The organism is Janthinobacterium sp. GW823-FHT01H08, assembly GCF_058797855.1.
The window spans coordinates 1,211,227-1,235,923 of the sequence record NZ_CM179504.1; the positions used below are offsets into that span (position 1 = coordinate 1,211,227).

24 protein-coding genes and 1 other RNA gene are annotated in these 24,697 nt (G+C 62.8%); 15 read left to right on the plus strand and 10 right to left on the minus strand.

Features of this window, described 5'->3' with window-relative positions; genetic code table 11:
• Positions 1 to 6: 6 nt before the first annotated feature.
• Genes AC3RCG_RS05465 through AC3RCG_RS05475 form a run of 3 tightly spaced genes read right to left on the minus strand, consistent with a single transcriptional unit; the run spans position 7 to position 3,706 of the window.
• Positions 7 to 2,289, minus strand: coding sequence for a CPBP family intramembrane glutamic endopeptidase (locus AC3RCG_RS05465; RefSeq protein WP_492403404.1), 2,283 nt, complete (start codon positions 2,287 to 2,289; stop codon positions 7 to 9).
• Positions 2,286 to 3,011, minus strand: coding sequence for an ABC transporter ATP-binding protein (locus AC3RCG_RS05470; RefSeq protein WP_492403402.1), 726 nt, complete (start codon positions 3,009 to 3,011; stop codon positions 2,286 to 2,288). Before AC3RCG_RS05470 ends, AC3RCG_RS05465 begins: the two co-directional genes overlap by 4 nt.
• On the minus strand, positions 3,008 to 3,706 hold the full coding sequence (locus tag AC3RCG_RS05475; RefSeq protein ID WP_492403400.1) for an ArsR/SmtB family transcription factor: 699 nt from the start codon (positions 3,704 to 3,706) through the stop codon (positions 3,008 to 3,010). The genes AC3RCG_RS05470 and AC3RCG_RS05475 overlap by 4 nt, the downstream gene beginning before the upstream one ends.
• 76 nt (positions 3,707 to 3,782) lie before the next feature.
• Here AC3RCG_RS05475 and AC3RCG_RS05480 point away from each other — a divergent pair, with 76 nt between their 5' ends.
• Together AC3RCG_RS05480 and AC3RCG_RS05485 are read left to right on the plus strand one after the other, a co-directional pair.
• Entirely contained in the window at positions 3,783 to 4,889 is a 1,107-nt protein-coding gene (locus AC3RCG_RS05480) for a cytochrome P450 (protein WP_492403398.1), read from the plus strand.
• Complete coding sequence (locus AC3RCG_RS05485; protein WP_492403396.1) at positions 4,886 to 5,233, plus strand: antibiotic biosynthesis monooxygenase family protein; 348 nt, start codon at positions 4,886 to 4,888, stop codon at positions 5,231 to 5,233. The genes AC3RCG_RS05480 and AC3RCG_RS05485 overlap by 4 nt, the downstream gene beginning before the upstream one ends.
• Positions 5,234 to 5,236: 3 nt before the next feature.
• Here the strand turns inward: AC3RCG_RS05485 and AC3RCG_RS05490 are convergent, their stop codons facing one another.
• Complete coding sequence (locus tag AC3RCG_RS05490) at positions 5,237 to 5,689, minus strand: hypothetical protein (RefSeq protein WP_070222524.1); 453 nt, start codon at positions 5,687 to 5,689, stop codon at positions 5,237 to 5,239.
• A gap of 177 nt (positions 5,690 to 5,866) precedes the next feature.
• Here AC3RCG_RS05490 and AC3RCG_RS05495 point away from each other — a divergent pair, with 177 nt between their 5' ends.
• Positions 5,867 to 6,133 carry a hypothetical protein gene (locus AC3RCG_RS05495; RefSeq protein WP_070290134.1) on the plus strand — a complete coding sequence of 89 codons (267 nt, stop codon included), beginning with the start codon at positions 5,867 to 5,869 and terminating at the stop codon, positions 6,131 to 6,133.
• A gap of 89 nt (positions 6,134 to 6,222) precedes the next feature.
• Here the strand turns inward: AC3RCG_RS05495 and rpoH are convergent, their stop codons facing one another.
• The 5 genes from rpoH to AC3RCG_RS05520 form a co-directional block, all read right to left on the minus strand.
• Positions 6,223 to 7,116 (minus strand): RNA polymerase sigma factor RpoH, encoded by an 894-nt coding sequence (gene rpoH, locus AC3RCG_RS05500; RefSeq protein ID WP_492403561.1) that lies wholly within the window; start codon positions 7,114 to 7,116, stop codon positions 6,223 to 6,225.
• A gap of 422 nt (positions 7,117 to 7,538) precedes the next feature.
• Positions 7,539 to 8,459 (minus strand): permease-like cell division protein FtsX, encoded by a 921-nt coding sequence (gene ftsX / locus AC3RCG_RS05505; protein ID WP_070222518.1) that lies wholly within the window; start codon positions 8,457 to 8,459, stop codon positions 7,539 to 7,541.
• Entirely contained in the window at positions 8,456 to 9,199 is a 744-nt protein-coding gene (locus AC3RCG_RS05510; RefSeq protein ID WP_070222516.1) for a cell division ATP-binding protein FtsE, read from the minus strand. Before AC3RCG_RS05510 ends, ftsX begins: the two co-directional genes overlap by 4 nt.
• 8 nt (positions 9,200 to 9,207) lie before the next feature.
• A complete protein-coding gene (ftsY, locus tag AC3RCG_RS05515) occupies positions 9,208 to 10,263 on the minus strand; it encodes a signal recognition particle-docking protein FtsY (RefSeq protein WP_099409837.1) in 1,056 nt (351 codons plus the stop codon).
• 164 nt (positions 10,264 to 10,427) lie between these two features.
• Positions 10,428 to 11,369: a MerR family transcriptional regulator gene (locus tag AC3RCG_RS05520; RefSeq protein WP_492403392.1), complete on the minus strand. Its 942-nt coding sequence runs from the start codon at positions 11,367 to 11,369 to the stop codon at positions 10,428 to 10,430.
• A gap of 204 nt (positions 11,370 to 11,573) precedes the next feature.
• On the opposite strand from AC3RCG_RS05520, the gene AC3RCG_RS05525 reads away from it, so the two are divergent.
• From AC3RCG_RS05525 to AC3RCG_RS05570, 10 genes are all read left to right on the plus strand, one after another.
• The gene (locus tag AC3RCG_RS05525) at positions 11,574 to 12,887 is read left to right on the plus strand and encodes an NAD(P)/FAD-dependent oxidoreductase (RefSeq protein ID WP_492403390.1); all 1,314 of its coding nucleotides are present in this window, start codon (positions 11,574 to 11,576) and stop codon (positions 12,885 to 12,887) included.
• On the plus strand, positions 12,877 to 13,674 hold the full coding sequence (locus AC3RCG_RS05530; protein ID WP_070222508.1) for a DUF1365 domain-containing protein: 798 nt from the start codon (positions 12,877 to 12,879) through the stop codon (positions 13,672 to 13,674). Before AC3RCG_RS05525 ends, AC3RCG_RS05530 begins: the two co-directional genes overlap by 11 nt.
• Positions 13,671 to 14,918: a class I SAM-dependent methyltransferase gene (locus tag AC3RCG_RS05535; protein ID WP_492403388.1), complete on the plus strand. Its 1,248-nt coding sequence runs from the start codon at positions 13,671 to 13,673 to the stop codon at positions 14,916 to 14,918. The genes AC3RCG_RS05530 and AC3RCG_RS05535 overlap by 4 nt, the downstream gene beginning before the upstream one ends.
• 2 nt (positions 14,919 to 14,920) lie before the next feature.
• Positions 14,921 to 15,469 carry a chalcone isomerase family protein gene (locus AC3RCG_RS05540; protein ID WP_492403386.1) on the plus strand — a complete coding sequence of 183 codons (549 nt, stop codon included), beginning with the start codon at positions 14,921 to 14,923 and terminating at the stop codon, positions 15,467 to 15,469.
• Positions 15,466 to 16,746, plus strand: coding sequence for an MFS transporter (locus AC3RCG_RS05545; protein ID WP_492403384.1), 1,281 nt, complete (start codon positions 15,466 to 15,468; stop codon positions 16,744 to 16,746). The genes AC3RCG_RS05540 and AC3RCG_RS05545 overlap by 4 nt, the downstream gene beginning before the upstream one ends.
• Entirely contained in the window at positions 16,737 to 17,297 is a 561-nt protein-coding gene (locus tag AC3RCG_RS05550) for a DUF3833 domain-containing protein (protein ID WP_139143699.1), read from the plus strand. Before AC3RCG_RS05545 ends, AC3RCG_RS05550 begins: the two co-directional genes overlap by 10 nt.
• The gene (locus tag AC3RCG_RS05555; RefSeq protein ID WP_230506313.1) at positions 17,294 to 18,061 is read left to right on the plus strand and encodes an SDR family NAD(P)-dependent oxidoreductase; all 768 of its coding nucleotides are present in this window, start codon (positions 17,294 to 17,296) and stop codon (positions 18,059 to 18,061) included. The genes AC3RCG_RS05550 and AC3RCG_RS05555 overlap by 4 nt, the downstream gene beginning before the upstream one ends.
• Positions 18,058 to 18,513, plus strand: coding sequence for a nuclear transport factor 2 family protein (locus AC3RCG_RS05560; RefSeq protein ID WP_121668499.1), 456 nt, complete (start codon positions 18,058 to 18,060; stop codon positions 18,511 to 18,513). Before AC3RCG_RS05555 ends, AC3RCG_RS05560 begins: the two co-directional genes overlap by 4 nt.
• 974 nt (positions 18,514 to 19,487) lie before the next feature.
• Positions 19,488 to 20,552, plus strand: a complete 1,065-nt coding sequence (locus AC3RCG_RS05565) for a porin (RefSeq protein WP_070222502.1) — start codon at positions 19,488 to 19,490, stop codon at positions 20,550 to 20,552.
• Positions 20,553 to 20,703: 151 nt separating this feature from the next.
• Positions 20,704 to 21,246 (plus strand): hypothetical protein, encoded by a 543-nt coding sequence (locus AC3RCG_RS05570; protein WP_492403381.1) that lies wholly within the window; start codon positions 20,704 to 20,706, stop codon positions 21,244 to 21,246.
• A 73-nt stretch (positions 21,247 to 21,319) separates the two neighbouring features.
• Here AC3RCG_RS05570 and AC3RCG_RS05575 read toward each other — a convergent pair whose 3' ends face one another.
• Positions 21,320 to 23,023, minus strand: a complete 1,704-nt coding sequence (locus AC3RCG_RS05575) for a thiamine pyrophosphate-binding protein (protein WP_492403379.1) — start codon at positions 23,021 to 23,023, stop codon at positions 21,320 to 21,322.
• Between the two features lie 240 nt (positions 23,024 to 23,263).
• Between AC3RCG_RS05575 and rnpB the strand changes: the two genes are divergently transcribed.
• An RNA gene (gene rnpB / locus AC3RCG_RS05580) (RNase P RNA component class A) lies at positions 23,264 to 23,603 on the plus strand.
• 662 nt (positions 23,604 to 24,265) lie between these two features.
• Positions 24,266 to 24,694, plus strand: coding sequence for a division/cell wall cluster transcriptional repressor MraZ (gene mraZ, locus AC3RCG_RS05585; protein WP_034748899.1), 429 nt, complete (start codon positions 24,266 to 24,268; stop codon positions 24,692 to 24,694).
• The last annotated feature ends 3 nt before the right edge of the window (positions 24,695 to 24,697 follow it).

Here is a 24,697-nt window from a genome sequence, read left to right on the forward strand (position 1 = left end):
TGGTGATTAAGCATGCAGCTGATATGCGAGGAGGGCGGCGTTGTAGCCCGCGTGTACCAGCATGGGCGCCAGCAGCGCGCCGCTGCGTTCGTACGCGAGGCCCGCGCACAGGCCCAGCACAAAGGCAGGCAGCATGGCGGAGGGCGGATGCATCATGGCAAACAGCGCGGCGCCGATGGCGATGGCTTGCCAGGCCGGCAGCGAACGGCGCAAGCCGCCCTGCAGCAAGCCGCGGAAAATGAATTCCTCGCATAGGGGCGCGGCCAGCACGCCCAGGGCCAGCAGCCACAGGCTGTCCCACGAACTGCCGCCCGCTGCCGCCGCAGGTGCTTGCAGCACGAGCGTGCAGGCGATGCCGCAGAGAGCCGATACGGCCGCGCCTGCCGTACCCCAGCGCCAGGGGTGCCGGCCTCGTGCCATGCGCGGCACGCCGGCCGTCTTGCTGCGCCAGTAGACCAGGCGCAGCAGCACATACGTGAGCACGCCAGCCACCTTGTCCTTGAGCAGGATCAACAGCAGGATTTGCAGAATAAAAAACAGCATGGCGGCGATCAGGCCGTCGGCTGCCGTGACCCTGGCCGGCGGCGAGGCGGACGGGTCGAGCAGGTAGGGCAGCGCATCGCGTGCTTTTTGCCACAGGGCCACGGCCAGCGCCGCCGTCAGCACGACAAACACCAGTTGCTGCGCCAGGCTGCCGGCGGCCAGCGCGGCGATGTACAGGCCGGTCAGCAGCAGGTATAGATACGTGTAGGCCGGCCGTATCTTTACCGCCGCCTCGGTGGCCAGCGGATCGCTGGCAAACACGCCCAGCGCCACGGCGATCGCCGAGTACAGGGGGATGCCGGCCAGGGCCAGCAGCATCAAACCCGCCATGTCCCACCGCCAGGCGTCTTGCCAGGCCAGCGCCGCGCTGAACAGGATCAAGGGGTAGAGCAGGGCCAGCGCGGCCCACAGCTGGGCTTTTTGCCGCAGCGCCTGGTCGACGGCGACGGGAAACGTGTACAGCAGCCACAGCGCGCCGCCTTCCTTGTTGAGGGTCTGGAAGGCCGACATCATCAGCACATAAGTGCCGAGGAAAAAGCCGGTAGAGGCCAGCAAGACGGGGCTGGACAGCAGCTCGTGCAGGTCGCGCGCCTGGCCCGAGAACAGGGCCTGGCCACCGAGGATCAGCAAGGGCAGCAACAGGGTTTGCACGAGAAAATTGCGGTCGCGCAGCAGCAAGGTCAGCTCGCGGCGCTGGATCACCGTGCCGGGGCGGGCGCGCCACTTGCCAGCGGACTGGTTCGCAGGGGAGCGCTTGCGGCCGGCCTCGCGCTGGCCCGCGCCCACCACGCCGTGGCGCAGCTGGCGGCGCAGCAGGGCCATGCCCAGCTGCATCAAGCACAGGCATTGCGCCAGCAGCAGGACGGCCGGCAAGGCTGCTGCCGCACCTTGGGCATTGAGCAAACTCACCAGCAGGCCCGGCGGCGTCCAGCCGGTCCAGGCCGGCATGGCCGCCGCCCACGCGTGGGCAAAGCCGCCCGTACCCATGCCGAACGACATGCCCATATACATGGGAAACAGGCCGGCCACCGACAGCAGGGCCTGCAAGTTGCCCAGCTGCGCAGGACTGAGCGACAGGCGCAAGCCCGTGTCGATCAGGGTACGCAACATGGCTGCCAAGGCCAGCAGGAGCAGGCAGGCAAACAGCCCCGACAGCGGCGAAAACCAGCCCTGGCCCGAATACCAGGCGATCATGGTGGTGCCGGGCCACAGCACCAGCAGGCCGAGCGGGTTGACCAGCGTGCGTTCGAGCACGCGCGCCCACAGCAGGGTGCCCTTGTCGACGGGCAGGGTGACCAGCCATTCCAGGTCCCAGTCCGGCTTCGACAGTTCTCCCATGCCCAGCGGCAGCAGCAGGCTCACCAGCCACAGCAGCGCCAATTGCAAGGTCAGGGCACCCGCCAGCGCCGCACTGAACGGTTGCTCGATCAAGTGGGCGATGACGGGCGCCATCACGCGCTCGCCTGCCTGCAGGCTGCCCTTGGCCTGGCAAACGGTCACCTGGTCGAGCAGGCAATGCATGTTCAGCAGGTTGTGGCGGGCGATATTGCCGGAGGCAAATAGCATGGGCAAGACCAGCAGCGCGCCCAGCAGCCATCGCCCTCGTTTCTTTCCTGGCGTGGCGGGCCGGCTCTTGCCTCCCCGATGGAACGCCAAGCCCTTGCCGCTGACGTTGAGCAGGCGCTGCAGGCGCAAGCGGGTCAGCAGCCAGACGGCGCGCCAGGCGGTGGGCGGCGCCGGTGTCATGCGGTTTCGTCGGTGAGTTGCAAAAAGAGGTCTTCCAGGCTGCCGTCGCTGGACAGCTGCTGGCGGATCTCGTCCAGGCTGCCCGTGGCGACCAGGGCGCCACGGTGGATGATGGCAACCCGGCTGCACAGCTTTTGCGCCATGTCGAGCAAATGCGTGGAAACAAAAATGGTGGTGCCGGCCGCGGCGATGCGCAGCAAGCGTTCCTGCACGTCGCGCGACGCGCGCGGGTCGAGGCCGTTGATCGGTTCATCGAGGATCAGCACGGCGGGATCGTGGATCAGCGCGCACGCGAGGCCCAGCTTTTTCTTCATGCCCAGCGAATAATTGACGGCGAAATCCTCGCTCGCCTCGTCCAGGCCGAATTCCGTCAGCAGACGCGCCGTGCGCGTGGCCGCCTCGGCGCGTGGATAGCCATGCATTTCGGCCACGAATTGCAGGATTTCACGTCCCCGCAAATAATCGTAGAAGATGGGATTGTCGGGCAGGTAGCCCACCTTGCGCTTGACGGCGGCGCCATCGCGGTGGCAATCGAGGCCATCGATCAGCACGCGCCCGCTGCTGGGCACGAGGATGCCCATCAGCATGCGGATGGTGGTGGTTTTACCGGCCCCATTCGGGCCCAGGAAGCCGAAGACCTCTCCTTTGCCCACTTGTAAGGTCAGCGGCTTGACGGCCTCGAAGGTGCCGTAGTGTTTGGACAAACCTTCGAAGCTGATCATGGCGCACCCAGCGCGGCCAGCAGGCGCCGCTCGCCATCGGGCGTGAGGCGCAGGGCACGGCTGTCGAGTTCGCGCTCGGCCCAGCGCCGGCGCAGGGCCAGCTGCAGCAGGCCCGCCCCCAGCGCCCCGCCCAGGTGGGCGCGCCGTTCGCTCCAGTCCAGGCAGGCACAGGCAAAGCGGCGGCGCTGACGCTGCAATTGCGGCACGTCGATGCCCAGCGCCGCCATGCCGGCCGCACCCGCTTCCGACAGGCAATATTTGCCTTCGCCATCATCGTCGAGCAGCCAGCCTTGCGCGTGCAACTGGTCGTGCATGGCGACGGCGACCGTGCCGGCCATGTGGTCGTAGCAGGTGCGCGCATGGCGCAAGCGGTCCGGCGTGGAGGGTGTAAACGGCGTTGCGGGCACGCCGGCCACCACCAGCAGCGCTTCCAGCGCCCGCGCCACCTCCGTACTGGCCAGACGGTAGTAGCGGTGCTTGCCCTGCGCCAGCATCGACAGCAAACCGTCGTCGCGCAAGCGCGCCAGATGGGCGCTGGCCGTCGAGGCGCCTACCTCGGCCAAGGTGGCCAGTTCCGTGGCCGTGCGCGCATGGCCATCGAGCAGGCTGCACAGCATGCGCGCGCGGGCCGGTTCGGCGATGGCGCCGGCCAGTTGCGCCAGGCCCATGTCGGCCGAGGGAAGTTTGTCATCCATGATTCGTCCGTGGGCGAAGTGTTGTGGTGGAAGGGGCAGCATACTCGTGTCCCCACCTCACTGCAATGGAATGCGCATGCCGCTCGCCGACCCTTTTTCCGCCGTCACCCACGCGGCGCCGTATGACTACTATCGCCGCCTGGCGGAAGGCCCGCCGCTGCGTTTCGAGGCGTCGCTCGATTGCTGGCTGGCAACGGGCGCGGCCGGCGTGCGGGCCGTGCTCGAGCATCCCGCTTGCCGCGTGCGCCCGCCGGGGCAGGCCGTGCCGCTCAACCTGGCAGGCACGCCGTGCGGCGCCATCTTTGCCGAACTGGTGCGCATGAACGAGGGCGAGCGGCATGCCGTGCAGAAACAGGTGCTGGCGCGGGCGCTGGGCCAGGTGGACCTGGCGCGCCTGCATGGACGGGTGATGCAGTTTGCCGGCGACCGCGTTCCCGGCAGCGCCGCGCAGCTGAACGAGGCGATTTTTGAGCTGCCCCTGTTCGCCATGGCGGACTTGCTGGGCTTTGCGCCAGCGCAATGGCCGGCGCTGGCCGCCTGGACGCGCGACTTTGTCGCCTGTTTGTCGCCGCTGAGCAATGGAGAACAACTGGCCGGCGCGCAGCAAGCGGCCGATGCCTTGCTGCACGGTTTTACCGTATTGCTGCGCGAGGCGGATGCCTTGCCCGGCAGCTTGCTGCACGACATCGTGACCGGGGCGTATGCCGTCGGCTGGCAGGCGTCTGGCGGCGTACTGGCCAACCTCGTGGGCTTGCTGTCGCAGACGTGTGACGCCACGGCAGGTCTGCTGGGCAATGCCACGGTCGCTTTGTGCACGCAGCCGCAGTTGTTCGCGCAACTGCGCGCCGCACCCCAGCGATGGCCGGCTTTGCTGCGCGAGGTCAGCCGGCATGACCCCGCGATCCACAACACGCGCCGCTACACGGGCGATGCCGTGGAATTGCCCGGCGTGCGCATACCGGCCGGGCAGACGATCATCGTCGTGCTGGCCAGCGCCGGCCAGGCGGAGTCGGGTTTTGGCCATGGCCGCCACGCCTGTCCGGGCCAGTCCATCGCCCAGACGATTGCCACTGCATGCCTGCAGGCATGGGCCGACGGGCTGGAAGACATGCCGCTGGTCTGGTCGTACCGGCCTTCGCTGAACGCCCGCATCCCCGTTTTCAGCAATGGAGAAATAGCATGATTGCCGTGATTTTCGAAGTCTGGCCCAGCGCCGAAGGACGCCAGCAGTATCTGGATCTGGCGGCCGCGCTGCGTCCCTTGCTCGCTGAAGTCGATGGATTCATGTCCATCGAGCGCTTCAGCAGCCTGAGCGAGCCAGGCAAACTGCTGTCGCTGTCTTTCTTTCGCGACGAAGCGGCACTGGCGCAGTGGCGGCAGCTGGAAGCGCACCGCGCGGCGCAATCGGCGGGCCGGCATGGCGTGTTCGACGATTACCGGCTGCGCATCGCCGGCGTGGTGCGTGATTACGGTATGCTGGAGCGGCAACAGGCGCCGACCGACAGCCGCCAGCGCCACGATGTCTGATGCTTAGCGGGGCAGGGCGCCCTGCGTGATTTTTACCTTGACCCGGTAGGTGGGCGCGGCCGCGTCCAGGGCGGGCGGCGTGGCCGGATCGACGTCGAGCAGGGTGAACGTCAGGTGGTTGACGGTCACGGAGCTGGCGGCGCCGGGCATGGACTCGGACAAGACGATATCGGTGGCGCCCGCGCTGTTGAGCAAACTGAAACTGTAGCTGACGTAGCCTTTCCACACGCACACGGCGCCCTTGCGGCAGCGGCTGTCGTTGACGCGCTCGAGTTTCAGGGTATCGGTGGCCGTGATGGCGACCTGTTCGCCCGGCGAGAGCACGTGGGTGACGCTGCGCGGCGTGTTTTCCGCGTCGCCGGCGCTGCCAGCCGCGCCGCAGCCCGCCAGCACGGCCAGGCAGGCGATGAACAAGGGTAACAACCACGTTCGGTACGATTGATGTAGATAGTGCATGTTTTTCCTTTCAGGTAGAGCGTCCCGGCGTGGCGTCCACGCGTGGGATGAAAATGATAATAACAAAATGATATTTTTCTGGCGCACTATTGGCGCGCTGCCGATGAATTGACGCGCCGGCCACGCGGCGCGCCGATTACTGCGTAGAATGGCTGTTTTGAAAATCAGGAAACAACCATGAAAAAAACCGACCTGGCCAAAAGCGATGCCAAGAAACTGATGGGAAAGATGAATGTTCCCGGCGCCGGTGCATTCGGTAAGGAAGCGGTGGTCGTCGACCGCCGCGAGCAGCGCAAGCGCGATCAGGCGCTGGGCCTGGTGCCGTTCGCCGTCAAGCTGAACAGCGATCTGGTGTTGCAATTGCAGACCCTGGCCAAGGAGCGCGGCGCGGATCTGAATGAATTGGTCGCCGAGCTGATCACCAAGGGCTTGGCTGCAGCATAAAGGCTGACAATGTTTATCTGTTGATAAATATCATTTATAAAACTAAAAGGCGCCTTGCGGCGCCTTTTGCATTGCGGCATTGCTTTCGATTACACGTAGGCCGCCAGGGCGCCCTTCATTTTCTTCAGCGCCGCCACTTCGATCTGGCGGATGCGCTCGGCCGATACGCCGAACTCTTCCGCCAGCGCGTGCAGCGTGGCGCCGGAACCGTCGTCGTTGGCCAGCCAGCGCGTTTCGATGATGCGGCGCGAACGGGCGTCCAGTTTGGACAAGGCCGTTTCCAGGCCTTCCGATTGCAGGCGCGTCACTTGTTCCGCTTCCAGCACCTTGGTCGGCTCGCTTTGCTCCGACGACAGGTAGGCGATCGGCGAAAACTTGTCGTCTTCATCGTCGGTCGGCGATTCCAGCGCGATGTCGCGGCCGCTCAAGCGCGTTTCCATTTCGATCACTTCTTCGCGCTTCACGTCGAGCAGCTTGGCCAGCGCATCGATCTGCTTCGGCGTCATCGCATCGAGGCCCGTCTTGTGGCTGCGCAGATTGAAGAACAGCTTGCGCTGTGCCTTCGTCGTCGCGACCTTGACCAGGCGCCAGTTTTTCAGGATGTACTCATGCATCTCGGCTTTCACCCAGTGCATGGCGTACGACACCAGGCGCACGCCCTGGTCCGGATCGAAACGTTTCACGGCTTTCATCAAGCCGATATTGCCTTCCTGAATCAGGTCGGCATGCGGCAAGCCATAGCCCAGATAGCCACGGGCAATCGAGACCACCAGGCGCAGGTGCGACAGCACCAGTTCTTGCGCGGCGGCCAGGTCATTTTTTTCGCGCAGGCGTTTCGCCAGCGAAATTTCTTCGTCGTGGGTCAACATGGGCAGACGGTTCACGGCCGAAATATAGGCGTCGATATTGCCCAGATTGCCAGTGAACCCGAGGCCCAGCGCATTACTTTTGGTCGGAACCAATGCGGATGTTGCGGACATCATAGTCATGTTTTCTCCCTCGTAGTCTTGCTTTGTTCCAGTTGGCCACATCACACGACGTGGCCCGATTGTCTGTTCTGTTTTGCGTATTCGGTCTTGCACTTTGCAGATCGCGGCACCATCTTCATCTGGCGTCCATGGCGGTTCTGCTGTTGGTATGTCCCTATATTAGCACTCTCTGCCTGAGAGTGCCAATCAGCACATTTAATCGTCCTGATAGCCTAAATGCTATGGCGAATGAATGCTTGATAAATATGTCTGAACAGCGATCTGAACAGCACTGCAGGCCGCTTCACGACAACATGGCTAGTCTACGGCCTCTGGCTGAAGCGAGCCTTAAGAATACTTGCTAAATATCAAGATAACAGCAGATGGGGATGGCGAGGCGCATGGCGGCGCCAGGAGCGCCGCCATGGAAAGGAAGGTCAGTTCAGGCGCGCCAGGTGGCGCTGCACGCAGAGGAAGGCGCCGATCAGGCCCAGGCCGGCGCTGACGGCCAGCAAGCCGGCCATCGGCAGCGGCGCCAGCGGCACCAGCTGGAATTCGGACGCATACAGGCGTGCAAACTCGGCAATCGCGGTATTGAGCGGCTGCAAGGCCAGCGCCACGGCGCCCAGGGCCAGCGCACCGGCGCACAGGCCCAGCAGGGCGCCCGTGTAATAGAAGGGGCGGTGGATGAAGGTATCGGTGGCGCCGATCAGTTTCGAGATGCTGATTTCATCGCGCTGCTGCATCACTTGCAGGCGGATGGTATTGAAGACCACGGCGATGACGGCCACGCCCAGGGTGATGGCCAGCAATAGCAGCACCAGGCGCAGCACGCCCAGCAGGGCCGCCAGACGCTTGACCCAGGCCGAATCGACTTGCGCCGATTCCACGCCGGGCAGGTGGCGCAGCTGTTCCGCCACGGCATCGACGTCCTGCGCTTCGCTGGCGCTGCTGAAGGCGTCGAGTTTCAGCACATAGCTGTCGGGCAGGGGATTGTCGCCCAGGGTGCTCAGTACGTCGGCCAGGCCGTTCTTGTTCTTCAGCGTATCGAGCGCCTGTTCGCGCGGGATGAAGACGATCTTCGCCTTTTGCTCGCCGACGATCTTGCGCATGGCGCTGGCCAAGGCCACGGCTTGCTCGCGCGGCGTGTCTATTTTCAGGAAAACGCTGATTTCCGGGTCGACGGACATTTGCTCCGACATCGGGCGCACATTGTCGAGCATGGTCAAGCCGGCGAACGGCAGCGACAGGGCGATGGCGACGACGAGCACGTTCAGTAAAAAGCCGCCTGGCGACTTGCGCAAGTGAATCAGCGCCGAACCGAGCGCGAAGCGGTGTTGACGGAACCAGCCTCTCATGCCTGTTCTCCCTGCGCGTCGTCCTGGTCGGGAGCGGGCGCAAAGTCGGGATCGGGCGGGGCGAAGACGGGCGCTTGCGTGGCCTTGTCGATGGCGACCAGCTGGCCGTTCTTCAGGTGGATCACGCGGGCGGCGGCGTCGAGCATCTGTTCGTCATGGCTGGAAATGAGGCAGGTCACGCCCACCGAGTGGAATGCTTTGAGGGCGTCGAGCACCTTGTTGGCGCTGGCGCGGTCCAAGTTGGCTGTCGGTTCGTCGGCCAGGATGATCTGCGGCCGGTTGACAATGGCGCGCGCGATCGAGACGCGCTGCTGCTCGCCGCCCGACAGCGACAAAGGGCGCGCCATGGCGCGGTCCAGCAGTCCCACCTTGTCGAGCGCGGCACGCGCGCGCTGCTCGGCGGCAACTTTATGCGCGCCGACGACGAGCAGCGGCAGCATGACGTTGGCCAGGATGGAGCGGTCGTTCAGCAGTTTTTGCTGCTGGAAGATCAGGCCCATGTTACGGCGCAAAAACGGCACGCCGGCCGGCTTGATCTTCGCCATGTCCTGGCCATTGACGATCAGCTTGCCCGACGTGGGGCGTTCCATGGCGGCGATCATCTTCAGCAAGGTGGACTTGCCGGCGCCGGACGGGCCGGCCAGGAAGACCAGCTCGCCCTTGGCAATACTGAGCGAAATGTCGCTGAGCGCCACGGCGTCGGGGGAGTATTGCTTGGAGACGTGCTGAAATTCAATCATGTATAGGCTTATCCGAGCAGCGCTTCGACAAATTCGGCAGCCACGAAAGGCTGCAAGTCTTCAATTTTCTCACCGATGCCGATGAAATACACGGGCACGGGGCGCACGCGGGCAATCGCCGCCAGCACGCCGCCCTTGGCTGTACCGTCCAGCTTGGTGATCACCAGGCCGCTCAACTGCAGGGCATCGTCGAAGGCCTTCACTTGCGTGAGGGCGTTCTGGCCCGTGTTGCCGTCGATGACGAGCAGGGTTTCATGCGGTGCGCCCTCCATGCCCTTGCCGATCACGCGCTTGATTTTCTTCAATTCTTCCATCAAGTGCAACTGCGTCGGCAGGCGGCCGGCCGTGTCGACCATGACCACGTCGATGCCGCGCGCCTTCGCCGATTGCACGGAGTCGTAGGCCACGGCGGCCGGGTCGCCCGATTCCTGCGAAATCACGGTAACGTTGTTGCGCTCGCCCCAGACCATCAGCTGCTCGCGTGCGGCGGCGCGGAAGGTGTCGCCCGCGGCCAGCAGCACGGACTGGTTGTTCGACTGCATGTGCTTGGCCAGCTTGCCGATGGTAGTGGTCTTGCCCGCGCCATTGACGCCGGAAATCATCATCACCAGCGGCTTGTGGCGGCCCAGCTCGAAGCGCTTTTCCAGCGGCGAGAGCAGCTCGATCAGCAGCACTTTCAGCGCGGCCTTGACGGCGGCTGCGTCGAGCAGCTTGTCTTCCTTGACCTTTTTCTTCAATTCCGTCAGCAGGAATTCGGTGGCGTCGATGCCGGCGTCGGACATCAGCAGCGCCGCTTCCAGCTCTTCGTACAGGGCGTCGTCGATCTTCGCGCCGACGAACAGCACGGACAAGGTGTTCGAGGTTTTCGACAGGCCCGCCTTCAGGCGCGTCATCCACGATTTTTTCTCGGGTTCGGCGGCCACGATCACGGGCACGAGCTCGGCCGGCGCGCCGCTCAGGGGCGTAGCGGCTGGCTGCGGTGCGGGCGGCGTGGCGGGAAGGACGAGGGGCTCGGCTGGTGCGGCCTCGGGAGCGATGGGTTTTTTCTTGAAGAAACTAAACATGGATGTGTGGTGGCGGGTGCTGACCTAAGGCCCGGCGGCGCCGGACACTGTGTTACGGGCTATTCTACCAGAGCGCGCCCGGCCCTTCATGCTTTACTGTTCGATTGGCAACATTGCGCGCCTATCCACGGAGATCGCCGCAGTTGCCGCGCTTTCCAGCCGGATCAATGGGTTTGCAGGGCCAGCGCCTGGTGGCGGCGGCGCCAGTCGGCGATGCTTTCGTCGACTTGCCGCAAGTCCAGCACATGCAGGAAGGAGGGCGGCTGCTTGTACAGCACGGGACTGCGTCCCCCGGCCCACAATTCCATCCCTGGTGGCAAGTTCGTATGCAGTTGCTGCAGGCTGTCGCGCGTCTGCCGCTGCTTGCTGGCGCTGGAAAACGACAGCGCCACGATATCGGCCCGCTGCGCGCGGGCGGCCGCGACGATGTCCGTCAGCGGCGTTTCCACCCCCAGCGACATGCAATGGGCGCCAGCCGCCGCGCACAGCGCCTCGGCCATCAGCAGGCCCAGGCCATGACGCTCCTGCGGCAAGGTACTGAGCACGATGCGTGGCGTGCGCGTCGATGGGCTGCTTGCCTGCGGCAGGGAAAAGATGGCGTGGCGCATCACCGTTTGCAAGGTTTCGCTATACAGATGCTCTTCATACACGGCCAGGTCGCCGCAAGCCCACGCCTCGCCCACCATGCCCGTCAGGGGGGCGATGACGTCGATGGTGAACGCTTTCAAGCCCAGCACGGCCAGCGCCTGGCGCAGGGCCTCACCCAGTTCCGCCATCTGGTGGCCGCGGCACAGCGACAGGTAGTGTTCGAGCTGCGGGGGCGGCGTTGACGGCGCCGCACTGCCGGCGCTGGCCAGCTGCTGCAGTTGCACGGTGCTGTGCTGCATGATTTTTCCCGGACGAAAGCCGAGGTCCAGCAGGCGCTTGACCATGCGCAACTTCTGCACTTGCTCGGCCGGGTAGCTGCGCTCGCCAAAGGCGTCGCGCTGAGGCTGGGGAAAAGCGTAGCGGCGCTCCCAGACACGCAAGGTTTCCTTGGCCAGCCCGGTATCGCGCTCGACATCGCTGATGCTGAAGGCGGAAGTAGGTTGCAGGTCAGTATCCATACCAGGGGCTTGCTCGCATGCCAAAAAGAACGTGGAGTGCATTTTACGCCTTCCGCCGCCCCGGACCAAATAGCTGAATCCGATTGGAAATTGCCGACGTATAAGTTGTGGAACGGCCGAGGGCGCTCATTGACATAAATCAATATTTCATCGATTATCCATGAGGCTCGTTTTGTCCAGGACAAACTTAATACAGGTGTACTCATGAAAATTGCCGTCGTCGGAGCAGGAATTGCAGGTTTGTCGTGTGCCTATCGCCTGGCGCAGGCGGGCCAGGACGTGACCTTGTACGAGGCGGGCGACTATTTTGGCGGCCACAGCCATACGGTCGATGTCACGCTCGATGGCGTCACGCATGGTGTCGACACGGGTTTCCTTGTGTTTAACCACGCCACCTATCCGAACCTGGTGCAACTGTTTGACGAACTCGGTGTCGAGGCGGCCGACAGCGACATGTCGTTTTCCGTGAAGATGCCGCTGGGCACCTCGTCCGATGCCCGCGTGCTGGAATGGGCGGGCGCCAATTTCGATACCGTGTTCACGCAGCGCAGCAATCTGTTGCGCCCCGCCTTCCTGCGCATGCTGCGCGATATCGTGCGCTTCAACCGCCAGGCCAGCGCCCTGGCCATAGCCAGCGTGCCGGCGCCGGCCATGTCGCTCGGCGAGTTCCTTGATCTGCACAATTATGGCGACGAGTTCCGTCACTGGTATCTGTTGCCCATGGCCGCCTGCATCTGGTCGTGCCCGGCGCGCCAGATGCTGGCCTTTCCCTTGGCCACCTTCATCCGTTTCTGCCACAACCACGGCTTGCTGCAGGTGAGCAACCGGCCGCAATGGCGTACGGTGCGCGGCGGTGCGCGCGTGTACGTGGAAAAACTGCTGGCAGGCATTGCGCAGCAGCGCCTGGCGTGTCCCGTGCTGGCCGTGCGCCGCCAGGGGCACGGCGGCGCACGCATGGTCGAGCTGCATACGGCGGCCGGCGTCGAGCATGCCGATCATGTGGTACTCGCTTGCCACAGCGACCAGTCGCTGGCCCTGCTGGCGGACATCCGTGACGACGAGCGCTCCGTGCTTGAAGCCGTGCGCTACCAGCCGAACCGGGCCGTGCTGCATACGGATGCGTCTTGCCTGCCGCAGCGCCGCCGCGCCTGGTCGGCCTGGAATTACCAGGGACGGCCGGCCGCGCAGGAGGGCGAATCGCCGCAGGTATGCGTGCACTATTTGCTGAACCAGTTGCAGCCGCTGCCGTTTACGACGCCCGTCATCGTCTCGCTCAATCCGCTCGACGAGCCGGACCCGGCCAAGGTCATCGACGCGTTTTCGTATGCCCACCCCGTGTTCGATGGCGCGGCCATTGCGGCCCAGGCGCGCCTGGCCGGTTTCCAGGGCGCGCAGCACACGTGGTTCGCGGGCGCCTGGACGGGCTATGGTTTCCATGAAGACGGTTTGAAGTCGGGCCTTGCCGTGGCGCAAATACTCAATGGCATGGCGGCGGCGGAGCTCGGTCATGCCGCGTAATTCATCGCCGTCCGTGCCGCCGCAGCCCCAGCTGTGTCTGGGGCGGGTGCGGCATGCGCGGCTGCGTCCGCGCGCGCATGCTTTCAGTTACGGCATGTTTTATCTGCGCCTGCCCTTGCGCAGCCTGGGCGCGCACGATTTTCCTGCCCGCTTGATCTCGCGCAACGGCGCCAATGTGCTGTCCTTCCGCGACAGCGACCATGGCGATGGCACGACGCCGCTGCTGGAGTGGATCGATGGCTTGCTGCGCCAGCAAGGCGTGCTTGACGCGGGCGGCGAAATCTGGCTGCAAACCATGCCGCGCATGTTCGGCTATGTTTTCAATCCCGTCAGCTTCTGGTTTTGCCACCGTACGGATGGCGCCTTGCGCGCCGTGGTCTGCGACGTGCGCAATACCTTCGGCGAGCGCCACCTGTACCTGCTCGAGCAGGGCGGGCCCATCGCGTATGGCAGCGAATTGCAGGCCAGAAAAATTTTCCACGTGTCGCCATTTTGCAAGGTGGAAGGGCATTACCGCTTCCGTTTCCTGCGCAACAGTGAAGAGGATGGCGAGCGCCACCTGGCCCGGGTCGATTACGACGACCTTGACGGTCCTGTTTTGCAGACGAGCTTGTCCGGTACGGCGCAGACGCTGCGCGATGGCGCCATCGCCTGGGCTCTGCTGCGCTACCCGCTGATGACGTTCGGCGTGATGGCGCGCATCCATTGGCAAGCCTTGCGCCTGTGGCTGCGCCGCGTGCCGTTTTTCAGCAAACCCCACCCTCCACAAGAAAAGGTGTCCCGATGAGCTCCGACTCCCTGCCGACCGGCCTGCATGCGCGCAGCAGCGCGTGTCCCGCGCACTTGCCCGACCACACGCACCTGGATATGCCCGCTTCCGGGCGCATGATCGTGCGCCTGCTGCAAAAATTACAATATGGCGCCCTGCGTCTGCGCACGCCGGATGGCAGCATCTTGCTGTACGGCGACGGCAGCCACCCCGTCACCCTGGACTTGCACAACTGGCGCCTGTGTTCCGCCGTGTTGCGCTCGGGCGATATCGGCTTTGCGGAAACGTTTATCGCCGGCGACTGGCGCACGGACAATTTGCCGGGCTTGATCGAGCTGATGATACGCAACCGCGCACAGATCGAGTCCTTGATCTATGGCAACTGGTGGGGCAACCTGGTCTACAAGCTGCGGCATTTGCTCAACCGCAATTCGCGCGCTGGCAGCAAGAAGAATATCCACGCCCATTACGATATCGGCAACGCCTTTTATCAGTTGTGGCTGGATCCGTCGATGACGTATTCGAGTGCGCTGTTTGCCGAAGGCGCCAGCCTGGAGCAGGCGCAATGGGCGAAATACCGGCGCATTGCCGATCAGCTTCAACTGCGGCCAGGCGCCAAGGTGCTGGAAATCGGCTGCGGCTGGGGCGGTTTTGCGGAAACGGCGGCGCGCAGCTACGGCGCCCACGTGACGGGCCTGACCTTGTCGACCGAACAGCTGGCGTATGCGCGCCAGCGCCTGCAGGACGCGGGGCTGGCGGCGCAGGCCGACTTGCAGCTGTGCGATTACCGCGACAGCGCCGGCCAGTACGACGCCATCGCCTCGATCGAGATGTTCGAAGCCGTGGGGCAAAGCTACTGGCCAAGTTACTTTGCCTGCGTGGCGCGCAACCTGAAGCCGGGCGGCCGCGCCTGCATCCAGACCATCGTCATCGCCGACGACTTGTTCGAGCGCTACAGCAAGAGCACGGATTTCATTCAACAGTATATTTTTCCGGGCGGCATGCTGCCGTCGCCGGCCGAGTTCCGCCGCGCCGCCGAGGCGCAGGGCTTGCGCGTGGAAGACGCCTTCCGCTTTGGCCTCGATTACGCGCAAACCCTGCGCCAGTGGCGCGCCAGCTTCCTGGCCCAGCGCACGGCGCTGGAAAAGCAGGGTTTCGATGGCCGTTTCCTGCTGACCTGGGAGTTTTACCTCGCGTATTGCGAGGCCGCCTTCCAGGCGCACAACACGGATGTAATGCAATTTACTCTGGTGAAGGACTGACCATGCGCCGCTTGCTTGCCACTGTTGTGCTGTCATTGGCCATGTTGGGCGCCGCGGCCGCGCCGTCTGTCTTTGTCGCTGCCGACGTGCCCGAGGCCCGGCTGGCGGGGGAGGGCGAATACACGTGGTTCGGCATGCGTATTTATCGGGCACAACTGTGGGTGGGACCGCAGGGCTACCAGGGCGCGGCGTCCGAAACGGCGCCGTTTGCGCTGGAATTGCGCTACGCACGTTCGCTCGATGGCAAGAAGATCGCCGAAGCCAGTTATGAACAGATGCAGAAAATCGGCGCCGGCACGCCGGAGCAGCGCCTGGCGTGGCTGTCCACCATGCAGCGCATCTTTCCTGACGTCAAAGAGGAGCAGCGTATCGCGGGCGTCTACCGAGCCGGCATCGCGCCCGGCGTGCGCTTTTATCTCGATGGCAAGGTGCTGGCCGACGTGAGCGATGGCGATTTCGCGCGCGCGTTTTTTGCCATCTGGCTCTCGCCGTCGACCACGGCGCCCAAGCTGCGCGCGGCCTTGCTGCAGAATGCGGCGGCGCTGCCATGAACGCCGGGGCCAGCGCGTTGAGCTTGCCGGCCCTGTTCAGCTACGGCCTGTTCGGCTTGCCGCTGGCCATGCTGGCGCTGCCCATCTATATCTATGTGGCGCCGTTTTATGCGCAGCGCAGCAACCTTGACCTGGCGCAGATCGGCGCCGTGCTGCTCGCGGCGCGCATCGCCGCCGCCTTCATCGATCCGGCCCTGGGCGCCTGGATGGCGCGTGGCGGGCGCAGTTATGCCATGCTTGTCGGCGCCGCGTTGCCCTTGCTGCTGCTGGGCTTTGGCGCGCTGTTCCATCCGCCATCGATGCCGCAAGCGGCGACGCTGGCTTGGTTCCTGGCAGCCTTGCTGCTCGTCTACACGGCCTATGGCCTGGCCGGCATCGCGCACCAGAGCTGGGGCGCGGCGCTCACCCAGGCGTCCACGCAGCGGGCGCGGGTGGCGGCCGTGCGCGAAGGCTGCGGCTTGCTGGGCGTGATCCTCGCGGCCGGGCTGACTTCCGTGCTCGGTTATGACGGCTTGTCGCTGGCCTTTGCTTTTTGCCTGCTGGCGGCGGGGGCGCTGCTGCTGGCGCGCGCGCCGCGTCCCGTTGTGCGCAGTGCCGGGGAAGCGGTTTCCGGCAATGGCTGGAAGCTGCCGTTTCGCCAGCGCGCGTTCCGCTGGCTGTTCTCTGTTTTGCTCGTCAATGGCGTGGCGGCCGCCATTCCCGCCACCCTGTTCCTGTTCTTTGCCGGAGACTACTTGCGCCTGGGCCATTACGCGGGGCCGTTCCTGATCGTCTATTTTTGCGCGGCGGCCGCCTCGATGCCCGTGTGGGTGGCGCTGGCGCGCCGTTTTGGCGAGGCGCGCGCCTGGGGCGGCGCCATGCTGCTGGCCGCGACCGTGTTTGTCTGGGCATATGGCCTGGGCGCGGGCGCCGCCTGGGGCTTTGCCGCGATTTGCCTGCTGTCGGGCCTGGCGCTGGGCGCCGACCTGGCCTTGCCGCCGGCCCTGCTGGCAGGGCTGATCGGCGCGGCCGGCCATGCCGGGCGGCACGAAGCGGCATATTTCGGCTGGTGGAACTGGGGCGTGCAAATGAGCCTGGCGCTGGCGGCCGGCATCGCCTTGCCCCTGCTGGCCTGGCTCGGCTATGTGCCTGGCAACAGCAGCGGCGGTTTGCCGGCCCTGGCTGCCGCCTACGCCTTGCTGCCCTGCGCCTTGAAACTGCTGGCGGCGCTGCTGCTGTGGCGCGCGCCGCTACAACATATATATAGTGAACCCGGGGAGTATCGACCATGTACCTGATGAAATGCTGCCGGCGCGGCATGACGGCCGCCGCCTTGCTGCTGGCGCTGGCCGCCTGTTCCACGCCGCCCACGCCCGCCACTTACGCGCAGGAAACACCCAAGCTGGACCTGCAACAGTACTTCAACGGCACGCTCGACGCCCACGGCATCTTCCAGGACCGCTCCGGCAAGGTCGTGAAACGCTTCACCGTCGTGATGCGGGCCAGCTGGGCGGGCGAGACGGGTACCCTGGACGAGGATTTCACGTATTCGGACGGCAGCCGCCAACGGCGCATATGGACCTTGCGCAAGACGGCGCCCGGGCGCTTCATCGGCACGGCGCCCGACGTGATCGGCGAGGCCGTCGGCGAAGTGGCCGGCAATGCCTTGCGCTGGCAATACGTGCTGGCGCTGCCCGTCGATGGCACGGTCTACCACGTCGACTTCGAGGATTGGATGTTCCTGATGGATGACAAGGTCATGCTGAACCGCGCCGCCATGAGCAAGTTCGGTTTCAGCCTGGGCGCCGTCACTTTATCGTTCAGCAAACGTCCGCAGGCGGCCCCATGAATCGCAAGATCACCAGTTGGGCCGGCAAGCACGTATGGATCATCGGCGCTTCCAGCGGCATCGGCGCCGCCTGCGCCACCTTGCTGCTGGAGCAGGGCGCCAGCGTGGCCTTGTCGGCGCGTCACCGCGCCAGCCTCGAGCAGTTGTGCGAGGGGCAGCCGCTGGCGCAGGCATTGCCGCTCGATGTCACCCAGCACGCGCAGCTGCGGGCCGTCTGCGTGGAGTTGCAGCGGCAGTGGACGCATATCGACCTGATACTGGTGGTCGCTGGCGGTTATCAGGCCATGCGCGCCGATAGCTTCGACCTTGAGGCGGCGCAGGGCTTGCTGGCCCTGAATGTGGGCGGCGTCTTCAATTGCCTGGAGCAGGCCTTGCCGTGGCTGTTGCGCCAGGGCAGCGGCGGCATCGGCATCGTCGCCTCGGTGGCCGGCTATGGCGGCTTGCCCAAGGCGCTCGCATATGGCGCCAGCAAGGCTGCGCTGATCAATCTGACGGAGTCGCTGTATCTGGACCTGCATCCACGCGGGATTGATGTATATCAAATCAACCCCGGTTTTGTCGCCACGCCTTTGACTGCGGACAACGATTTCACCATGCCGGCCCTGATGACGGCGCAGGACGCGGCCGCCGCCATGCTCGATGGCATCGAGCGGGGGCAGTTTCACATCCACTTTCCCAAACGCTTTACCAATACCCTGCGCCTGGCGCGGCTGTTGCCGTACCGCGCCTATTTCTGGCTGATCCGCAAGGTGACGGGCGTATGAGCACAAGCATGCTGGACACGGAAGGCGTGGAACAGGCGCTGGCGCGTCTGGTGGCATTTTACGAGCACCTGAGCCTGGAACGCCTGGCCCAGCTGGGGGCCGTGTACGCGCCGGACGCCCATTTCAAGGACCCGTTCAACGAGGTGAAGGGGCATGCCGCCATTCTGGCCATCTTCGAGCACATGTTCGTGCAGGTTGATGCGCCCCGGTTTGTCGTGCTGGAAAGCCTGGGGCAGGGGCAACAAGCCTTTCTGACCTGGGAGTTTCGCTTCCGCATGAAACGACTGGTATCTGGCGAACAATGCATACGCGGCGCCACACATGTGCGCTTCGATGCGCAGGGACGGGTGCTCGTGCACCGCGATTATTGGGATGCGGCGGAAGAGTTGTATGAAAAACTGCCGTTGCTGGGCTCTTTCATGCGCCTGCTCCGGCGCGCAAGCCAGCGTTAAAGCTTGTTTCTCTATGCTTTTAAGAAAAAAATGCAAAAAAGAGAAAGTAAAGATGTGAAATGGGGCCGCTGAAAACTTGATTTCGGTCAAAGTGTCGTTTTTTAGACACAAAAATATCAAAATATTGAGAAGGCAACATTGTAAGAAATTGTTTCAAGTGATGCGCAATTTGCAAGCAAGAGTCGTACTCATCCGTTCCAATCGGATGGTGGAAGCGTGGTCTGAAAAACATGGAAAACATTTCTATGTGAGCAATTTAAATTACCGGAAAGTCAGTAATTGTGTTGATACTCTGCCTATTTTTTTGACGCGTGCGCCGACGTCGAAAATAGCGCCTACGCCCCTGAATAATGCGGCAACGCACCAAAAATGGGCGCATGCATTCCCGTTTTTGGGCATTCGGCAGCAAACATTGCCGATGCCGTGTATGCTTCGTCCCGTTTATCCATTATCGCCTGACAAATTGTGCGCTTTGTCGCGTAAATCTTGGAGGGCAAATGAGGGGTAAAGCATGTTGACGTTTTAATCACTCGCCTGATACTGTTGCACTAATACAACGGGTGTCGACTAGGCATGCGCTATGATGGAATGGTCAATCAGGCCAATGCATTGGTTGGCAAGGGGCACTGGCTCTGTCGCGTAGTACGGTTGGCGATGGTCGGGATGCCTGAAAAAGCCCCCGGCCTGGTACCGGAAGTAACATGTTGGAACTTGATGGAATGTGAAACGGTCGTTATAGTGCCGCTTCCGGTGCCGTTTGAGCACCGAACCGGCGCACGAATAACGGTCGTTATGCAGCCTTCAAGCTTATCGGTGCAATAGCGTGCCGATACCGATATGAATGTTCCTCTGACCGGAACAGCAATGTGGCAGGTGGAGACCTTGCCCTCACTCATAAAAAGCGCTCTGCTAGAGCGCAGCTCGAGATGCATAGGCTGTATTACTTTTTGCTTCAAAAATTAAAGGAAATCGCAATGAAAAAAACTCTGATCACCCTGGCAGTTCTGGCAGCAGCCACTGGCGTAGCCCAAGCTCAATCGAGCGTTGTTATCTACGGTACCGTTGACGCTGGTTTCGTCAGCGAGCGCGGCGGTGTTAACGGCAACGTTAACAAACTGGACAGCGGCATTGCTTCGGCTTCCCGTATCGGCTTCAAAGGCACCGAAGATCTGGGCAGCGGCCTGTCGGCACTGTTCGTTCTGGAATCGGGCTTCGGCGTTGACAACGGTCAACAAGACGTTGCAGGCAGCTTGTTCAACCGTCAAGCTTACGTTGGTCTGAGCAGCAAAACGACCGGTACCCTGACCCTGGGTCGTCAATACACCCCTTGGTACAACACCCTGTCGAAAGTTGCTGATCCATTCGCAGCTGGCTACGCTGGTTCCGCTAAGAACCTGTTCCCATCGAACACCCGCACCAGCAACACCGTGCTGTACACCTCGCCAAACTTCAACGGCTTTGACGCTGACGTGGCTTACACCTTCGGCGAGCAAGCTGAGTCGAACAAAATCGGCCGCAAAATCGGCGCGTCGGCTGGCTACTCGAACGGTCCTTTGAACGCTCGTATCGCTTACAACAACACCAGCAACGACACCGCAACGACCGAAACCGGTAGCGGCCGTAACTGGTTGGCTGCAGCTAACTACGACTTCGCAGTTGCTAAAGCTTACATCGCATACGGCGCAAACAAAGGCCAAAACAGCGCCATCCGCAACAACGGCAATGTTAACGCGTTTAACTACACTTCGGCTGGCTACAGCACCGACAGCAACAACATCCTGGTCGGCGCAACCGTACCTGTTGGCCCAGCTGGCACCGTAATGGCTTCGTTCATCCGCACGAACGACAAAACCGCTGCTAACGCTGATGCTGATCAATGGGCACTGGGCTACTCGTACGCTCTGTCGAAGCGCACCAGCACCTACGCTTCGTACGCTAAAATCAAGAACAAAAACAACGCTGGCTACACCGTTGGTAACAACAGCAATGTTGGTACGGGCGACAAAGCCTTCAACGTTGGCGTTCGTCACTCGTTCTAATATTCGCGCAAGCGAAGCTTAGTACCGCTGCAGCCATCCCTCCGGGGATGGCTGCCAGCAAAGAAACGCGTCTCCAGGCTAGTCCTGGCGGCGCGTTTTTGCATTGGCGGCGCCAGTTATAATGGCGCCGTTACCCAAGTAAAGGAATGCCATGTATTCATTCACCTCGCCGCGCCTGGCCGCCATGCTGGCCGCGCTGCTGCTCGCTGGCGCCACGGGCGCCGCTGTTGCCGCCGTCAAGGGCAAGAAGCCGGCCGGACTGGAGCGCTATGGCGTGGCCGTCTATTCGGACCTGTGCCTGCAAAAGGATAGCGGCGAAATCGGCGGCCAGCGCGTCACCCTGCACCGCTTTGCCGAGGCCGATTCCGTCATCTATGAATTCACGGCAGGCGCCCTGAGCTGGCCTATCGTGGCCAACGACGTCAACCTGGACGCCGCCACGGGCGCTTTCGACTTCACCATCGCCGGCGCCGACAGCGAGGAACGCACCATCGTCGGCAAGTTTTCCAAAGACGGGCAGACCCTGACCCTGGAAGGTGATTATTGCGGCGGCAACGTGCGCATGCCGATGAAACTGAGTCGCGTGCGCGATTTCGGCCGTCCCCTGAAAAACTGCACGCCATGCCCGCCGATGCCGGAAGCGCCGGCCGAGGCGGCGCCAGCCCAGGAAAGCGCGCCAGCGCCCGCCGCCTGAGCGATCGCCGCTGTCAGCAAGAAAAAGGCCCGGTATCGACCGGGCCTTTGTTATTTCTCGCCTTGCAAGAGGCTTATTTGGCCGCTTGCGCCTTTTCCGCATTCGCGCGGATCGTCGCCAGTGTCGCGTTTGGCGTGATCAGGTTGCCGTCGTAGCGCAGCTCGATCAGGGCCGGCAAGTTGTGCGCCCTGGCATGCGCCAGCGCCTGCTGCAGCGCAGGGGCAAACTCTTCCGTCGTATTCACCACTGCGCCATGCGCGCCGTACGCCTGCGCCAGCGCCGCAAAATCGGGGTTGTGCAGGGTCGTGCCCGACACTCGGCCCGGGTAATCGCGTTCCTGGTGCATGCGGATGGTGCCGAACATCTGGTTGTTGAAGACGATGATGACGACGCCCGCCTGGTATTGGACGGCCGTGGCCAGTTCCTGGCCATTCATCATGTATTCGCCGTCGCCGGCAAAGGTAATCACGGTGCGTTCCGGATGCACGATCTTCGCCGCCACGCCCGACGGCACGCCGTAGCCCATGGCGCCGTTCGTCGGCGCCAGTTGCGTGCGCATGCCGCCGTAGCGATAAAAACGGTGCGCCCACGAGGCGTAATTGCCGGCGCCGTTCGTCACGATGGTGTCGGCCGGCACCTGCGCCATGATTTCCTGCGTCACTTGCCACAGGTCCAGCGGCGCCTGGCCATCCTGGAAGATGAGCGGCTGCTCCTGGTAGGCGGCCAGTTCGGCCTTCGCTTCCGCCGGCGTATGTTTCCACGCGGAAGTATCGACGGGGACCATGGCGGCCAGCATGGCGCACACTTGCGGCATGCCGCTGTTGATCATCAGCTCGGCCTGGTAGACGCTGCCCAGCTCCTCGGCGTCCGTATGGATGTGCACCAGGCGCTGGCGCGGCACGGGCGAGTCGAACAGGGTGTAGCCGCCCGTCGTCATTTCGCCCAGGCGCGGGCCGATGGCGATGACCAGGTCGGCATTTTTTACGCGCGCGGCCAGTTTCGGGTTGATGCCGATGCCGACGTCGCCGATGTAGTTCGGGTGTGCATTGTCGAGCAAGTCCTGGAAGCGGAAGGCGCAGGCGACGGGCAGGTGGTTGCTTTCCGCGAACTGCTGCAGGTCGGCGCACGCTTGCGGCGTCCAGGTGGTGCCGCCGAGCAAGACCAGCGGCTGCTTCGCCGTCGCCAGCATGGCGCGCAGCTGCTGCAGCTGGGCGTCGGACGGCGCCGCCTGCACGCTCCGGTAGGCGCGCGTGTCGGCGACAGTCGCCATGGAAATGAGCATGTCTTCCGGCAGGGCCAGCACGACGGGGCCGGGACGCCCGCTAGTGGCGACCTGGAAGGCGCGCGCCAGGTATTCGGGGATGCGCTCGGCGCGGTCTATCTGCGCCACCCACTTGGCCATCTGGCCGTACATGCGGCGGTAGTCGATTTCCTGGAACGCTTCGCGGTCGACGAAATCGTTGCCCACCTGGCCGATGAACAGGATCATCGGGGTGGAGTCCTGGTAAGCCGTGTGCACGCCGATCGAGGCGTTGGTGGCGCCCGGACCGCGCGTGACGAAACAGATGCCCGGCTTGCCCGTCAGCTTGCCGTAGGCTTCGGCCATGAAGGCGGCGCCGCCTTCCTGGCGGTTGATGATGAAGCGGATGCCCGAGTCGTGCAGGGCGTCGAGCACGTCGAGGTAGCTTTCGCCAGGCACGCCAAAAGCGGTGTCGACACCGTGGATCTGCAGGGCATCGACCAGGATCTGGCCGCCGGTACGGGGTTGTTGCGTCATGTTCGGCTCTTTATATTCTAGTTGGGTGGCAAAGAAATGGGGCAAGCGGTGTGCATGCGCCTGCATGCAGGCGGCTTGCCCCATTCATTCTATGTGAGCCGATTTGGCCCGGCTTTTGAAATGGCGACACCGAATTACATAATCCCCCGGGCCGGAGCCCGACGCGGGGCCCGGCGAGCGGTATCGTTCCCGCACAGGCCTTTTTGCAGAAACATGCTGCGGCGCGGTACAATGGCGGGTGAAGCAGGCCAGACAGTCGCTGGCCGGCGCAGCAATGCGCTGGCGGGAGGAAGGTCCGGACTCCATAGAGCGGGGTGACGGTTAACGGCCGTCCGTCGAAAGCCGCAAGGTATAAGGCGAGGAATAGGGCCACAGAGACGAGCGTATTAAGTTACGGTGAAACGCGGTAACCTCCACCTGGTGCAATTTCAAATAGGCACGCGATGATGCTGCTCGCGGAGCGTGCGGGTAGAAAGCTTGAGCGCCCGAGTAATCTGGCGCCTAGAGGAATGACTGTCATAGCGCCAACCTGCAAGGGAAGGCGCCGTAACAAAATCCGGCCTATCGGCCTGCTTCACTTGAATTCCTGCTCCCTGGCTTGCCGGGGAGTATCTTGGTCACCGCAGTTTGCATGCTGCGCACCAAGCAAAAGCCCCCGCAACGGGGCTTTTTTTGTTTCTAAAAATAGTGCAGCGAAGATAAAGTTGTATAGACAACTAAAGATGGACAATTGGTTAAAGTTTCTTGGTTCTAATTAATTGCTGCAGTGCAAAAATAATTTTCCTGTGTCAGGCCAGGCCCGGAAAACAGGGCAGGTATGCGCCATGGGCAAGGGTTTTATGCTTTAAACCAAGTCTTTCTCTGCAGCTGCTGGCCGTTGTGCCTGCATGACGAAAGTATTGTCATGTGTCAACTAACTGTAAAAAATTCAATTTTTTGATTTCGTTTTTTTCGATGTTTACGGTAGGAAAACACATGTGTGCAGATGAGGTAGCACATTCACTATCTTTCATAAGTATCTAATTTATCGATATATTTTTATTTGAGACTCCTTCAACGATCTGCGCTAAGTCCTTAATTTCATTAATAAAATTCCTGTTTTGCCAATCGGAAACCGCTTGACCACTATCTTTGCTTCCTCTAAAGTGGGCAACTGTGTGAAAAAGTGTGTTTTTGTGGGAAATTTTCCCTTTCCATCGCGATGCGCAAGCGTTGCAAGCCAAGCTCAAAAAAAGGTCTTCCGTGTTTCAAGGCGCGTCCGCAATCAATCTCGATGCCAAAGGCAGGATGTCTATCCCTGCCAAGCACCGTGACGCGCTGGCGATTCAATGCGAAGGCCGTTTGACGCTGACCAAACACCCCGATGGCTGCCTGCTGTTTTTCCCCCGTCCCGTGTGGGAAAGCCACCGCCAGCAAATCGCCGCCTGGCCCATGTCGGCGCGCGCCTGGCAGCGCATCTTCCTCGGCAACGCCGTCGACGTCGAGCTGGACTCGGCGGGCCGCGTGCTGATCTCGCCTGAATTGCGCAATGCCGTCGGGCTGGCGCGCGAAGTGATGATGATCGGTATGGGCAGTCACTTTGAAATATGGGATGCCGCCAAATTGGCCGACAAAGAACAGCAGGCGATCGATGCCGGCACCCCCGATGTACTTTCCAATTTTTCTTTCTAAGGC